Here is a 13,723-nt window from a genome sequence, read left to right as displayed (position 1 = left end):
CGGCAAGCGCCGCCGAAAGCGCCCCGGAGCGCGCCGAACTCATCACCCTGCCCGAGCCGCGCCGCCTGCGCCGCCTGCTGGAGGGGCAGTGGGCCTTGCTCGCCCTGCGTTCCCCCGTGCCCATTGGCGAGTGAGCGCAGCGCAGGGCGCAAAGCCAAGGCGCTTTTCTTCAGCCCCGCCCATTTTTTGGAACCTGTTCAGAGTTCGTCCATGAGGGGCGAAAGAGTGAATGAACCTGAGCGAAGTGCAAGCCGCAGACGGTCTGGCTGACCGGCTGGCTGACCGGCCAGTGCGACGTTGCGCGACGCCGCAGGTCAGCGGGGCCGCTTTTCGCGCCTGCGGGCGGGCGGCGTTGGGCGGGGTTGCTCCCCTATTCATAGCGCGATGTCTTGATGGACACTGCGCAGATTGGTGTTTCAGGCCCCCCGAATTTGCTCCTGTTTCTGGGAACCCGCCCAGCGTTGGGCCATGAGAAGAAAAAGCAGACCGGGATGAACCGCAAGGCGCAAACCGCGAATGGTTCTGACATTCACGCCTGCTGCCTGACGAGGCGTTTGCAATGTCATGAATCACTCCGGGCCGCGCTTTTCGCATCAAGTACAGATACAGATTGCGAACAGGCTTCTTGCTGACTCGGCCCATGCGTTGTTCAGATGCCGGCCCCAGCATCATGCGCGGTTGATGGCAACCTGCCCGCTACCCGCTTGGTTTTGGTTGGGCAGGTTCAGCGCTGCTCATTCCGCTGCGCTTGCGGTGCCAGCGCCAGCCCCAGGCGCTGAATCAGAGCTTTAGAGTGGGCAGAAGCGGGGTGATGGGCCGATGGGCCGTTATGTCAAAAAACAAGAGCAAATACAAGGGGGTGAAAATGCCGTTCTGCGCAGTTTCCACTAGGACCTATCGCTATTGAAAAAGGAGCTAAAAGAGGCTGGCTGCGGGCCGCTTGCGTGTTCAGTCTTGCTTTTCCTGATCCGCGTTTTCGCCGTGCCCGTCTTGCCCGGGGGCGGTTTCGTGTGTGCTCTGCTGCTTCAGCGCTTCGGCCACGGCTTGCTTGACGACGGCGGCGACTTCGCGCTGCACGCGGGCGTTCAGGCCCAGAAGCTGTTCGTGCAAGACGCGGGCGATGGCTTCGCTGATGCGGAGGTCAAGCGTGGGGGCCAGGGTTTGGAGCACTTGTCCGGCCAGGGCGCTGGCTTGCGCGGGAACCTGGGCGGAGACGGGGGCGGGCGCAGGCGGCAGGGCGCCGGGTTCCGGGGCCAGCTCGCCGGGCTGGCTGACGGGGGCGATGACTTCGGTGAGCATGGGCACGGATTGCGGGGGCGGCGCTTCGCTCCATGCGGGAGTGTCGTCAAGGATGGGTTCAATGGCTGCGTCGCTGGCGCGGGGGTCGTGGGCGGTCATGGTGGGCCTTTTCGGGAGGGCGGGTTTAGTCCTTGCGGGCGGCCGCGTCATGGGCCTGGGGTTGCAGACCGTGTTTTTTGTAGTGGTTCCAGCGCTGGCGGGCGCCCGCGCGGTCTTGCGGCTGGGCGCTGACGATTTCGATCAAACGGGCAAAGCGTTCAAAGCCTTCGGGCGCGGGCTGGCCCAGGTTGAGCAGCACCTGGCTGCGTGTGAAGAGGGCAGCGTCGGTAGCCAGCACGATGGGCGTGGCGGCCAGCACGTGGGCGGGGGCGGAGACGCCGCAATGGGGGATGAATGCCTGCGATGAGAAGGTCCACAGGGCTTCGTCGAGCGCGCGCAGGGCTGCGGCGTCGCCCAGCACGCCAACCGGGGCGCGCGCGGCCCATGCCTTGCGCAGCAGGCGGCAGGCATAGGCCGTTTTTTCAGGCACGTTGAAGTGAAAGGTCACTTCCGTCATGCGCGGCTGCCCTGGCTGCCTGCCGTTCAGGCAGCTTGCGCCAGCAGGTATTGAACGAGCAGGCCGACGGGGCGGCCCGTGGCGCCCTTGGCCTTGCCGCTTTTCCAGGCGCTGCCGGCAATGTCCAGGTGCGCCCACGGCGTGCCTTCGGGCACGAAGCGTTGCAGGAATTTGGCGGCGGTGACGGAGCCTGCCGGGCGGCCCGCCACGTTGGCCACATCGGCGAAGTTGCTTTTCAGCCCTTCGGCGTATTCGTCATCCAGCGGCATGGGCCAGCAGGGGTCGAGCGCGGCTTCGCCCGCCTGTTGCAGGGCTTGGGCCAGGGCGGCGTCGGTGGCGTAAAGGCCGCTGCGAACGTGGCCCAGGGCAATGACGCAAGCGCCCGTGAGGGTGGCGATGTCGATGATGGCGCGGGGCTTGAAGCGCGCGGCGTAGGCAAGGGCGTCGCACAGCACCAGGCGGCCTTCGGCGTCGGTGTTGAGCACTTCGATGGTCTGGCCGCTCAGGCTGGTGACCACGTCGCCCGGCTTGGTGGCGCCGCCGCCGGGCAGGTTTTCGCAGGCGGGAATGAGGCCGACCACGTTGATGGCCGGTTGCAGCTGGCGCAGGGCCTCGAACGCGCCCAGCACGCTGGCGGCGCCGCACATGTCGAACTTCATTTCGTCCATGCCGGCGGCGGGCTTGATGGAGATGCCGCCGGAGTCGAACGTGATGCCCTTGCCCACCAGGGCCACGGGCGGCTGGCTCTTGGCCGCGCCCTGGTAGCGCAGCACGATGAAGCGCAGCTCTTCATGCGAGCCGCGCGCCACGGCGGCAAATGCGCCCATGCCGAGCTTGGCCACTTCCTTGGGGCCGAGAACTTCGCAGTCAATATGGCTGCCTTTTTCCTTGGCGATGGCCTGGGCGGCGGCGGCCAGTTGCCGGGGCGTGGCGTGGTTGGCGGGGCGGTTGCCCCACTCGCGCGCCAGGCGGATGCCGCTGGCCGTGGCCGTGGCCTGGGCGAAGGCGGTTTTCAATGCGGCGCTGGCGGCGGCGGGCAGGGCCAGGCGCACGCCGGTTAGCGCGACCGGCTTGGCCTTGGGTTTGGTTTCGGTGTAGGCGTAGGCCGCGTCGGCGGCAGCCAGCACGGCAGCGCGCAAGGCGGCGGGGCTGGGCGTTTGCGCAAAGCACAGCACGGCCTGGCAGGCGGGGCCGCTTTTGATGAGCGCAATGGCGGCGGCCACGGCGCGGCGCACGGCTTGCGCGCTGCCGTCGCCCGCGCCCGCCAGCAGCACGCGCGGCGCCTGAATGCCTTCGGCGGCGTAGCAGGGCAGGAGCTTGCCGGCTTCGGCGCTGAAGTCGCCCGTCTTGATGGCGCGGGCGGCCAGGGCTGAAAGGGCGTCATCGGCCTTGGCCTTGGCGGTGTCTTGCGTGACGAGAAAAACCAGCGCATCGGCCTTGGCGCGGGCCGCCTGCGCCAGGCGCAGCGTCTTGAGTTCAAAGTCCATAATCAGCGGTTTCCTTTCAAACTGATGTTATTCGATTCATCCTTGCGCAAAGAGCTGGGGCGCAGCTTCGGCGCGACTCTGGTGGTGCTCATCACCATCGTGATGACGATGATGCTGATCCGCACGCTGGGCCAGGCTTCGGCCGGGCACGTGAACCCGTCTGAAATCATGCTGGTGATGGGCTTTACGGTGCTGGGGCACTTGCCCACCATCCTCACGCTGAGCCTGTTTGTGGCCATCACGGCCACGCTCTCGCGCATGTACATGGCCAGTGAAATGGTGGTGTGGTTTGCCAGCGGGCGCGGGCTGCTGGCGTTTTTGCCGCCGCTGCTGCGCTTTGCCTGGCCGGTGCTGCTGGGCATTGCCGTGCTGGCGCTGGCGGTGTGGCCGTGGACGAACCAGCAGGTGCGCGAGCTGCGCGAGCGTTATGAATCGCGCGGCGACGTGGACCGCGTGGCGCCCGGCCAGTTCATTGAATCCGCAGGCGGGCGGCGCGTGCTTTACATCGACAAAAAGGCGGCTGACGCCGTGCGCAGCGCCACCGGCGCGCCCGCAGGCAGGACGGACTTCGGACCGGCCAGGCCGGACGCCGAAGCTGAAGCCGACGCGCCCGGCGGCAACATCTTCATCGCCGCCACCGAAAAGGGCCGGGAAATCGTCACTTCCGCGCGCGGCGGCCGCCTGCAAACGCAAGGCGCGGAGCGTTTCGTCATTCTGGACCAAGGGCAGCGCCTGGAAACCGATCTGGAAACGGGCGAAATGCGCCTGAGCGAATTTCGCGAATACGGCGCGCGCGTGAGCGCCCGCTCGCTGGATTCGGCCGGGCTGCAAGCGCCGCGCTACCGCTCCACGCTGGCGCTGCTGCGCCAGCCCGATCGCAACAACCAGGCCGAGTTTTCCTGGCGGCTGGGCCTGGCGCTGGCCGCGCTCAATTGCGTGGTGATTGCGCTGGCGGGCACGCGCGTCAATCCCCGCGTGGGGCGCAGCGCGGGCATGGTGTTTTCGCTCTTTGCCTTTGCCGCCTACTACAACCTGCTCAATGTGGGGCAAAGCTGGGTGGCCAGCGGCAAAGTGAGCCTGGCCGCGCTGCTTTGCCTGCTGCACGGCGGCATCTTCGCTGCCGCGCTGGGCGCTTTGCTGCTGCGCCACTGGGGCGGCTGGCTGCCGCGCCCGTGGGCCAGGCAACCCGCGCAATCCGTGCCGCCAGACGGGCAGAAAGGGGCGGCATGAAAACCATCCGCCGCTTCATCTACCGCGAAATCCTGCGCGCCGTGGCCTTTGTGGGCGTGGCCTTTTTGCTGCTGTTCGTGTTCTTTGACCTGGTGGATCAGCTCCAGTACCTCAACAGCGCTGGCGGCTACCCGCTCTCGCAAGTGCTGCTGTTTGTCACCTTGCGCGTGCCCAACCACATCTACCAGCTCCTGCCCATTGCCGTGCTCATTGGCGCCATTTACGTGATGGCGCGGCTGGCCGAAAGCTCCGAATACACCATCTTGCGCACCAGCGGCCTGGGGCCGCTGCGCGCGCTGGGCATGCTGCTGGCGCTGGGCGCGGCCTTTGCGGCGCTCACCTTCGTCATTGGCGACTACGCTGCGCCTGAAGCCAACCGCGCCGCGCAGCTTTTGCGCTCGCGCTTTGCCGGGCAGCTCACCGTGGGGCTGACCGGCGGCTGGCTGAAAGACAAAAGCGCCGATGGCCGCAGCTACTCCGTCAATGTCGCCTCGCTCTCGGCCGACGGGCAGATGAACCGCGTGCGCATCTTCGAGTTCGACCCCCAGGGCCGCTGGCTTTCCACCACCCAGGCCGAAAGCGCCCGCTTTGACGAAGGCGCATGGCTGCTGGAGCGCCCCCAGCGCCGCGCCCTGCAAGAAAGCCCGGCGGGCCAGGCCGGCATTGCCCGCACCCAGCCGCCACAGGCGCGCTGGCCCACGCATCTGTCTGCCGACATGGTGGCCGCCGCCCTCGTCAGCCCCGACCGCATGAAGGCGCTTGATCTGTTCCAGTACATCCGCCACCTGCACGCCAACGGCCAAAGCGCCCAGCGCTATGAAATCGAGTTCTGGCGCAAGGTGTTCTACCCGCTGGGCTGCCTGGTGATGATGGTGCTGGCGCTGCCCTTTGCCTACCTGCATTTCCGCTCGGGCAACATCTCCGGCCACGTGTTCATTGGCGTCATGGCGGGCATCAGCTTCTTTTTGCTCAACAACGTCTTCGGCTTCATTGGCAATTTGCGCGACTGGCAGCCCTGGCTGGCCGCCGCCACGCCCGGCCTCATCTACTCGCTGCTCTCGCTGGCCGCCTTTGGCTGGCTGGTGCTGCGGCAGTAAGCGCCGGGCGGCGCCCACAAAGACGGCAGAAAGAAAGCAGGCACATGGCGCGCGGCATCATCCTTTTCGCCCACGGCTCGCGTGATCCCTTATGGAGCGCGCCCATTGAAGCCGTGGCCCGCCGCATGCGCGAAACCGCCCCGGCGGGCGTGGCCGTGTCTTGCGCCTACCTTGAATTCACCGCGCCCAGCCTGCCGCAAGCGGCTGCCCGTCTCATTGCCCAGGGCGCGCTCAGCCTGACCGTCTGGCCCATGTTTTTAGGCATGGGCCGCCACGCCCGCGAAGACCTGCCGCGCCTGCTGGCCGCGCTGCGCCACGCCCATCCTGGCGTGCCCATCACGCAAGCGGCCACCATCGCCGAACACCCCGCCGTGCTCGACGCCCTGGCCCGCGCGGCTCTTTCCGGCCCCTTTGCCCCCCGCGCCTGAACCCTTCACGCCATGAACCTGCACCAGTTCCGTTTCGTCCAGGAAGCCTCGCGCCGCAACCTCAACCTCACCGAAGCCGCGCGCGTTCTGCACACCTCGCAGCCCGGCGTTTCCAAGGCCATCATCGACCTTGAGCAGGAGCTGGGCATCGACATCTTCACCCGCCACGGCAAACGCCTCAAAAGCATCACCGAACCGGGCCGCCACGTGCTGGAAAGCATTGCCGTCATCCTGCGCGAGGTGAACAACCTCAAACGCATCGGCGAGGAATACACCGCGCAAGACACCGGCACCTTCTCCATCGCCTCCACCCACACCCAGGCGCGCTACGTGCTGCCCCAGCCCGTCGCCCGCCTGCGCCAGGCCTGGCCCAAAGTCAGCATCCGCCTGCACCAGGGCAACCCCCAGCAAGTGGCGCAAATGGTGCTGGACGAACAGGCTGAAATCGGCGTGGCCACCGAATCGCTGGCCGACTACCCTGACCTGGTTACCTTGCCCTGCTACGAGTGGCAGCACATGCTCGCCCTGCCCGAAGGCCACCCGCTGGCGCGGCAAAAGCGCATCACGCTGGAAGACATTGCCGCCTGGCCGCTCATCACCTACCACCCTTCCTTCACGGGCCGCGCCCTCATTGACCAAGCCTTTGCCCAGCGCGAGTTGCAGCCGCGCATCGTGCTCGAAGCCATTGACTCGGACGTCATCACCACCTACGTCCAGCTGGGCCTGGGCATCGGCATCGTGGCCGAAATGGCTACGCAAGGCAGCGCCCCCGAAAACATGCGGGGCCTGCTCACCCGCCCCCTGGGCCACCTGCTGGGTTCCAACGTCGCGCGCGTGGCCTTCAAGCGCGGCGCCTACCTGCGCCAGTTCGTCTATCACTTTGCCGAACTGCTCTCCGACCGGCTGGATCGCGATCTGGTCGCCAAGGCCATGCAAGGCCATGTGGCCGACTACGAACTCTGAAAGCCGGCCCTATTTCGCTCCTGTATCCGTAGCATGACGTCCTAGTGGAGCCAGCGCAGAAGGGCATTTTGATGCCCCTGAATTTGCTCCTTTTTCTGGTATCTCTGCGCTTGCCTCAAGAGATCAGGCCAGGCGCCGGACCATGTGCCGAATGCAGGCGATCCTTGCGCAGCCTGGCCAAGGCCCTCTCCACCATCCAGCGCTTGGACAGCGCCTTGAAGCCATGCCGCTCATGGCGTTTGATCACCCGTGCATTCCAGCCGAATGTTTTTGAGAGAGGGTTCCCAAGCGCGGACTTGCCATTTGCGTGATTCGCCCGCTCTCATGCGTCCAGCCAGTGCCCATTCATGGCAAAAATGGATTGGAAACCGGCGCGAAACCGGCGCAATTGGCGGTGTTTGGCGGTGTTTTTGCCCGTGCGCGCCTGCCTATAATCCGCGCCGCCCTTCGAGGAGCGTTGCATCCCCCGCCTGTTGGCGCAGGGTCAGGCTCGAAGGGGCGGTTTCTCCCCCTTCGCAACGACGCTCACCCGCTGATGAACGCGTGGTGAGCTTTTTTTTGGCGTTTCGCCAGGCCCGCGCGGGTATCGGTGGTTTTTCTCTTTTTTTCATCAAGGAAAGACCCGCCATATGAATGCGCCTTTGAATGTTTCGCCCGAATCCGTGATTGCCGATATTGGATTGGCCGCCTGGGGCCGCAAGGAAATCCGGATTGCCGAAACGGAAATGCCCGGCCTGATGGCCATTCGCGAGGAATACGCCGCGCGCCAGCCGCTCAAGGGCGCGCGCATTGCGGGCAGTCTGCACATGACCATTCAGACCGCCGTGCTGATTGAAACGCTGCAAGCGCTGGGCGCGCAAGTGCGCTGGGCCTCGTGCAACATTTTCAGCACGCAAGACCAGGCGGCGGCAGCCATTGCGGCAGGCGGCACGCCGGTTTTCGCCGTCAAGGGCGAAACGCTGAAAGACTACTGGGACTACACGCACCGCATTTTTGAATTCGGCCCCAAAGGCAGCCAGGCCGAAGGCCCGAACATGATTCTGGATGACGGCGGCGACGCCACGCTGCTGATGCATCTGGGCCAGCAAGCCGAGCAAGACGCCAGCGTGCTGGCCAACCCCAAGAGCGAAGAAGAGCGCGTGCTGTTTGCCGCCATCAAAGCCAAGCTGGCCGAAGACTCCACTTGGTACAGCCGCAAGAGCGCGCAAATCATTGGCGTGACGGAAGAAACCACCACCGGCGTGATGCGCCTGAAGGAGATGTCGGCCAAGGGCACGCTCAAGTTCCGCGCCATCAACGTGAACGACAGCGTGACCAAGAGCAAGTTCGACAACCTGTATGGCTGCCGCGAAAGCCTGGTGGACGGCATCAAGCGCGCCACCGACGTGATGGTGGCCGGCAAAGTGGCCGTGGTGTGCGGCTACGGCGACGTGGGCAAGGGCTGCGCCCAGGCCATGGCCGCGCTGCGCGCCCAGGTGTGGGTGACCGAGATTGACCCCATCTGCGCCCTGCAAGCCGCGATGGAAGGCTACAAAGTGGTGACGATGGAGCAGGCCGCGCCGCTGGCCGACATCTTCGTGACCACCACGGGCAACAAAAGCGTGATCCGCCACGAGCACATGGTGGAAATGAAAAACGAAGCCATCGTCTGCAACATCGGCCACTTTGACAACGAAATCGACGTGGCCTCGCTCGAAAAATACCAGTGGGAAGAAATCAAGCCGCAGGTGGACCACGTCATCTTCCCCTCGGGCCGCCGCATCATCTTGCTGGCCAAGGGCCGTCTGGTGAACCTGGGCTGCGCCACGGGCCACCCCAGCTACGTGATGAGCAGCAGCTTCGCCAACCAGACGCTGGCGCAAATCGAGCTGTTCACCAAGCCTGATCAATACGAGGCCGGCAAGGTTTATGTGCTGCCCAAAATCCTGGACGAACACGTGGCCCGCCTGCAACTGTCCAAGCTCGGCGCCACCCTCACGCGCCTGACGGATGAACAGGCCGCCTACATCGGTGTGAACAAGGAAGGGCCTTACAAAACCGACGCTTACCGCTATTGAGGGCGTGAAAGACTGCCGCGCTGAACGTTTGGGCTGTGCAGCGCGGCAGCCGTTTTTGAAAAACCGGCCTCTTGCAAATGCGAAAGCCGTGATGGGGCTGCTCAATGCAGCAGCGCATTTGCATTGCGCCAGCGATGGGAGCGGCAAACATGGAAGCGCAGATGCTTTTGAAAGAATTGCAGAATCTGGCGAATGCCGACGATGCCCGTGCGATGAAAGCTTACATGAGGGGCCGCTTTGAGTTTCTGGGCGTCAAAACGCCCGCCAGACGCAAGGCCGCAAAAGCATTTTTCAAAAAGCATGGCGGCGCTGATATTGACTGGCGCTTTGTCCGGCAGGCATGGGAGCATCCCTTCCGGGAAATGCAATATGCGGCGCTGGATTATCTGGAAACCAGAAAAAACCTTCTGCGCCCCGGTGACTTGCCCCAATTGAAGAAACTGGCGCAAAGCAAATCCTGGTGGGATACGATTGATTTTCTTGACCGGCTGGCGGGCGGCATCATTGCCGGCTTTCCTGAAACCAGGCCCGTCATCTTGCAATGGAGCCGCGACGAAGATATCTGGCTGCGCCGCCTTGCCATTGACCATCAGCTGCTCAGAAAGGATCAAACCGATCAGCACCTGCTGGAGCAGATATTGGTCAATAATCTCAACCAGACGGAATTTTTCATCAACAAGGCCATTGGCTGGGCGCTGCGGGACTATTCAAAAACCAATCCCGGATGGGTGAAAAACTTCATCAGGCAGCACCATGGCAAAATGGCGCCTCTCAGCATCAGGGAAGCCAGCAAATATCTGTGAGGCGGACACCGGAAACATGCTTTGGCAACGGTTTGAATTGGGGTGAATCAGCAGGGAGAAGAGGATGATAAAACGGTTTTCAAGGCACATGCCGCCACGCGAGGATTTTCAGCATGTCCGGAAGCGGCAAAACTGGCGGGCATATTGCGTGGGAGGGCTGTTTCTGGCATTCATGCTATGCATGTTATTGCTGAATTTGTGGATTCAACCGGTTGCAACATTGGCCTTTTTGACGATTCTGATATTGCTGGCATGGTGCCTGGCAGCGGCCGAAAGCAAGCGTTTGCGGGCATTGGCCGCCAGCCGCGCGGGCGAGGGTATTTGCCAATTTGCCCGTCAAGCCCGTTGCCGCGAAAATGACCCGCGGGTGGTGCGCGCCGTTTATGAGGAGCTTGCGCATCAGACAGCCCGGTTCGCGAAGGCGGCCGATTTTCCCGTGCGCTGGGATGATGATATTCGGCAGACGCTGAAAATGGATGAGGAGGATGTGGAGAATGCCTTTCTTCCCGTCATGGCCTGGCGCGCTGGCCGCAGCCTTGATAAAACCCGTGAAAATCCCTGGGCGGGCAAAGTCGAAACAGCAGGCGATCTGGTGCGTTTTTTGAATGCCCAGCCCCGGCTGGCTGATTAAAAATATTTTCAAGGAGCGGAAATGTCTTTTCTGGGCTGGCTGTTTGGCGGCAGGCGGGGCAGGGTGCAGGAGCAGGCGCGGGTTTTGTCTGCGGATGAGCAGATGCGGCGGCTTCTGGCGCGGTTTGGCGCGCTGGGTATGGAAAAGCAGGCCGGCTTGCAGGAGCTGGTGGGCGAGGCAAGCTGGAGCGGCGATGTGGCCGCGCAGTCGCTGACGTTTGACAACGGCTTTTCATGCCGCATTCAGGCCATAGGCAGTTATTCGCTGAGAAACGACACCTGGCGCTGGGCCTGGACCAATGCGAAGGCAGGCTGGCCGGATGAAGCGCTGGCTGACGCACGGGCCATGCGCGAATACGGGCGCTCGCATGGATTGGCGCTGCTGCTGGATGAAACGGATTTCGCGCTGGAGCGGCGCTGGGTGCACGCCATCGGCATGACGGCCAGCGCCTTGTGCAAGGCGGATGCGTATTATCTGGCCAATTATGGCGAGGGTATTTTGGTTTGCACGGTTTATTCGCCTGAAGTGGCGGCCAAGAATGCCGCCATCAATGCCGACATTTCTGAATTGGCAACCATTTCCACCACGCTGGAGCAGTTGTTTTCCAATTTTGAATTGAATTATCGCAGGGCCTTGCGTTGTTATTTGAAGGCCAAGGGTTTTGATTTGACGGAAGACAGCGTGGCGGGCGGCAGCGAAATAACAGCCCGCAAGGAAGGCGTGCGCGTGACGGCGCGCTTTAACGAGCTGGGTTTGTTGCAGGCGCTCGATGGCGCGCCCGCCCCCATACCCCCTGCGGCGGCCCCCGAGCCTGTGCCCGGCCCATGAGCGCCATGATGCGGGCCGATCAACTGCTGGTGGCGCGCCAGCTGGCGGCCACGCGCAGCCAGGCACAGCGGCTGATTGCGGCGGGCGCGCGCTGGCGCGTGGCAGGCGGCGCGTGGCAGCCCGTGCGCAAGAGCGGAGAGGCCTTGCCGCAGCAGGCGCAAATCGAATTGCAAGATGACGCCGAGCGCCGCTATGTCTCGCGCGGGGGCCTGAAGCTGCAAGGCGCGCTGGCCGCCACGGGGCTGAACGTGGCAGGCTGGCGCTGCCTGGACGTGGGCCAGTCCACCGGCGGCTTTACCGACTGCCTGCTCCAGCACGGCGCGGCGCACGTCACGGGCGTGGACGTGGGCCACGGCCAGCTGCACCCGCGCCTGACGCAAGATGCGCGCGTGCGCTGCATCGAGCGGGTGAATGCAAGGCATCTGGATGCTACTGTTTTCAGAGCATCATGTCCTAGTGGAAATTGCGCGGATAGCGATTTAGACCCCCCTGAATCCGCTCCTCTTTTTGATCTGGTGACGGGCGATCTGTCCTTCATCTCCCTCACGCTGGTGCTGCCCGCGCTGGCGGCGCTGGTGCGCCCCGGCGGCCACGCGCTCATGCTGGCCAAGCCGCAGTTTGAGTTGCAGCCGCAGCACATCGGCAAAGGCGGCATCGTGCGCGACGGGCGCCTGTATGCCCTGGTCGAGCAGCGCCTGCGCCAGGCTTGCGCGGCATGCGGCCTGGGCGTGCAGCGCTGGCTGCCCAGCCCCATTGCGGGCGGCGATGGCAACCGCGAGTTCTTCCTTCACGCCACCCGCCACGCGCCTTCTGGCCCTTGACTTTTCACGAACCCTTTTACGAACGACGAACGCAGCACGCCATGAAACACGCCCTGAGCCTTGAATTCTTCCCGCCCAAAACCCCCGAAGGCGCTGAAAAGCTGCGCGCCACGCGCGCGCGCCTGTATGCGCTGCAACCCGGGTTCTGCTCCGTCACCTTCGGCGCGGGCGGCTCCACGCAAGACGGCACGCTGGCGGCGGTGCGCGAAATCCTGGCCGAAGGCATGCCTGCTGCGCCGCACCTGTCGTGCATAGGGCAAACGCGCGAATCCATCCGCCGCCTGCTGGCCGACTACCGCGCGGCAGGCGTCAAGCGCATCGTCGCCCTGCGCGGCGATCTGCCCAGCGGCTACGGGCTGGGCGGCCACTTTCAGTACGCCAGCGATCTGGTCGCCTTCATCCGCGCCGAAACCGGCAGCCACTTTCACATCGAAGTGGCCGCCTACCCCGAAATGCACCCCCAGGCGCGCTCGCCCCGCGCCGACATGGACGCCTTCGCCGCCAAAGCGGCCGCTGGGGCCGATTCGGCCATCACGCAATACTTCTTCAACGCCGACGCCTACTTCCGCTTCGTGGACGAGCTGGCCGCGCGCGGCATCACCCTGCCCGTGGCCGCCGGCATCATGCCCATCACCAACGCCACGCAACTGCTGCGTTTTTCCGATGCCTGCGGCGCCGAAGTGCCCCGCTGGCTGCGCCTGCGCCTGGAAGGCTACGGCGACGATCTGGCCTCCATCCGCGCCTTCGGGCTGGACGTGGTGGCCGCCCTCTGCCAGCGCCTGCTGCAAGGCGGCGCGCCCAGCCTGCACCTGTACACCATGAACCAAAGCGAGGCCGCGCTGGCGCTGGCGCAGCGGCTTTGAAAGCGGCTGGCCTGCGCCCTCGCTGCAATCATGGCCTGCAAATCATCCGGGCGCGGCCCAAATGATGATCTATAACCGCCGCCGCCCTGATATGGACGGCCTCATCGCCATTTACCCAAGCTCCGGCATCAAGCGCCCCGTTCATGATGCTGGACGCATTCGCGAGATGTCATTGGCAAACGCCTGATCACTGAAATCAAACAGGCGGCAGGCGAACAAAGCATGCTGTTGCTTCTCTCGGCTCCGGATGCAATGGATTATTATCTGAAAATCGGCACGAAAATCGTATCAAACGGGTTCATGATTCAGTGGACAAAATAGCATCATTTCAGCGCTGAAACGCAATGTGCAATCCGGATGGTTTGATCCTGCAAAACCATCTGCAAGTGCCGGATTCAGTCAAATGAAAAGCAGACGGCACGCTTTGAGCTTGTCAGTTTCAGCTCCTGAGCGCGAAAGACGCATGCCAGGCATGAAGCGCCACGCCGCCCGCCCTGCCTTCGCCCAGGCGAAACCGCTCGACGCGGAATTGGCAATGAAAAAGGGCCTTTCCCTTTCAAATTCAAATTCGCTGGAACCTTGCTTGCAGGCAGTTTTTCCCGCCGCAATCCTTGAAACAAATGCCATTCGGGTATTGATTCCAGATTCATCACAAGCGGC

General features: G+C 63.9%; 14 protein-coding genes and 1 riboswitch. Of the genes, 10 read left to right on the top strand and 4 right to left on the bottom strand.

Annotated features, from left to right (window positions below):
* Positions 1–948 precede the first annotated feature (948 nt).
* Genes QB898_RS10155 through QB898_RS10145 form a run of 3 tightly spaced genes read right to left on the bottom strand, consistent with a single transcriptional unit; the run spans position 949 to position 3,342 of the window.
* The gene (locus tag QB898_RS10155) at positions 949–1,398 is read right to left on the bottom strand and encodes a hypothetical protein (RefSeq protein ID WP_102284303.1); all 450 of its coding nucleotides are present in this window, start codon (positions 1,396–1,398) and stop codon (positions 949–951) included.
* Between the two features lie 25 nt (positions 1,399–1,423).
* Complete coding sequence (locus tag QB898_RS10150; protein WP_102284302.1) at positions 1,424–1,855, bottom strand: DNA polymerase III subunit chi; 432 nt, start codon at positions 1,853–1,855, stop codon at positions 1,424–1,426.
* A 26-nt stretch (positions 1,856–1,881) separates the two neighbouring features.
* Positions 1,882–3,342, bottom strand: a complete 1,461-nt coding sequence (locus tag QB898_RS10145) for a leucyl aminopeptidase (protein ID WP_102284301.1) — start codon at positions 3,340–3,342, stop codon at positions 1,882–1,884.
* Positions 3,343–3,366: 24 nt separating this feature from the next.
* Here QB898_RS10145 and QB898_RS10140 point away from each other — a divergent pair, with 24 nt between their 5' ends.
* The 10 genes from QB898_RS10140 to metF all read left to right on the top strand — a co-directional run bounded on the left by QB898_RS10140 (position 3,367) and on the right by metF (position 13,063).
* A complete protein-coding gene (locus QB898_RS10140) occupies positions 3,367–4,572 on the top strand; it encodes an LPS export ABC transporter permease LptF (protein ID WP_279524857.1) in 1,206 nt (401 codons plus the stop codon).
* Entirely contained in the window at positions 4,569–5,669 is a 1,101-nt protein-coding gene (lptG, locus tag QB898_RS10135; RefSeq protein ID WP_279524856.1) for an LPS export ABC transporter permease LptG, read from the top strand. The genes QB898_RS10140 and lptG overlap by 4 nt, the downstream gene beginning before the upstream one ends.
* Before the next feature lie 44 nt (positions 5,670–5,713).
* Positions 5,714–6,097: a sirohydrochlorin chelatase gene (locus QB898_RS10130; RefSeq protein WP_279524855.1), complete on the top strand. Its 384-nt coding sequence runs from the start codon at positions 5,714–5,716 to the stop codon at positions 6,095–6,097.
* Between the two features lie 12 nt (positions 6,098–6,109).
* The gene (locus tag QB898_RS10125) at positions 6,110–7,060 is read left to right on the top strand and encodes a CysB family HTH-type transcriptional regulator (RefSeq protein ID WP_050716287.1); all 951 of its coding nucleotides are present in this window, start codon (positions 6,110–6,112) and stop codon (positions 7,058–7,060) included.
* A gap of 443 nt (positions 7,061–7,503) precedes the next feature.
* Positions 7,504–7,594, top strand: a riboswitch (S-adenosyl-L-homocysteine riboswitch).
* A gap of 95 nt (positions 7,595–7,689) precedes the next feature.
* Positions 7,690–9,117: an adenosylhomocysteinase gene (gene ahcY / locus QB898_RS10120; RefSeq protein WP_279524854.1), complete on the top strand. Its 1,428-nt coding sequence runs from the start codon at positions 7,690–7,692 to the stop codon at positions 9,115–9,117.
* A 104-nt stretch (positions 9,118–9,221) separates the two neighbouring features.
* Positions 9,222–9,920 carry a DNA alkylation repair protein gene (locus QB898_RS10115; RefSeq protein ID WP_279524853.1) on the top strand — a complete coding sequence of 233 codons (699 nt, stop codon included), beginning with the start codon at positions 9,222–9,224 and terminating at the stop codon, positions 9,918–9,920.
* An 88-nt stretch (positions 9,921–10,008) separates the two neighbouring features.
* Positions 10,009–10,551 (top strand): hypothetical protein, encoded by a 543-nt coding sequence (locus QB898_RS10110; protein WP_279524852.1) that lies wholly within the window; start codon positions 10,009–10,011, stop codon positions 10,549–10,551.
* Between the two features lie 21 nt (positions 10,552–10,572).
* Entirely contained in the window at positions 10,573–11,379 is an 807-nt protein-coding gene (locus tag QB898_RS10105; RefSeq protein WP_279524851.1) for a DUF6882 domain-containing protein, read from the top strand.
* A gap of 8 nt (positions 11,380–11,387) precedes the next feature.
* Positions 11,388–12,200, top strand: coding sequence for a TlyA family RNA methyltransferase (locus QB898_RS10100; RefSeq protein ID WP_279524860.1), 813 nt, complete (start codon positions 11,388–11,390; stop codon positions 12,198–12,200).
* 41 nt (positions 12,201–12,241) lie between these two features.
* Positions 12,242–13,063, top strand: coding sequence for a methylenetetrahydrofolate reductase [NAD(P)H] (metF, locus tag QB898_RS10095; RefSeq protein ID WP_050716292.1), 822 nt, complete (start codon positions 12,242–12,244; stop codon positions 13,061–13,063).
* Between the two features lie 399 nt (positions 13,064–13,462).
* On the opposite strand, the gene QB898_RS10090 is transcribed toward metF, so the two are convergent.
* The gene (locus QB898_RS10090; RefSeq protein ID WP_279524850.1) at positions 13,463–13,690 is read right to left on the bottom strand and encodes a hypothetical protein; all 228 of its coding nucleotides are present in this window, start codon (positions 13,688–13,690) and stop codon (positions 13,463–13,465) included.
* Positions 13,691–13,723: the final 33 nt, after the last annotated feature.

The organism is Ottowia cancrivicina, assembly GCF_029813755.1.
Taxonomy (GTDB): domain Bacteria; phylum Pseudomonadota; class Gammaproteobacteria; order Burkholderiales; family Burkholderiaceae_C; genus Ottowia; species Ottowia massiliensis.
Note: the sequence above shows the minus strand (reverse complement) of the source record. Positions and strands in the feature narration are given on the sequence as shown.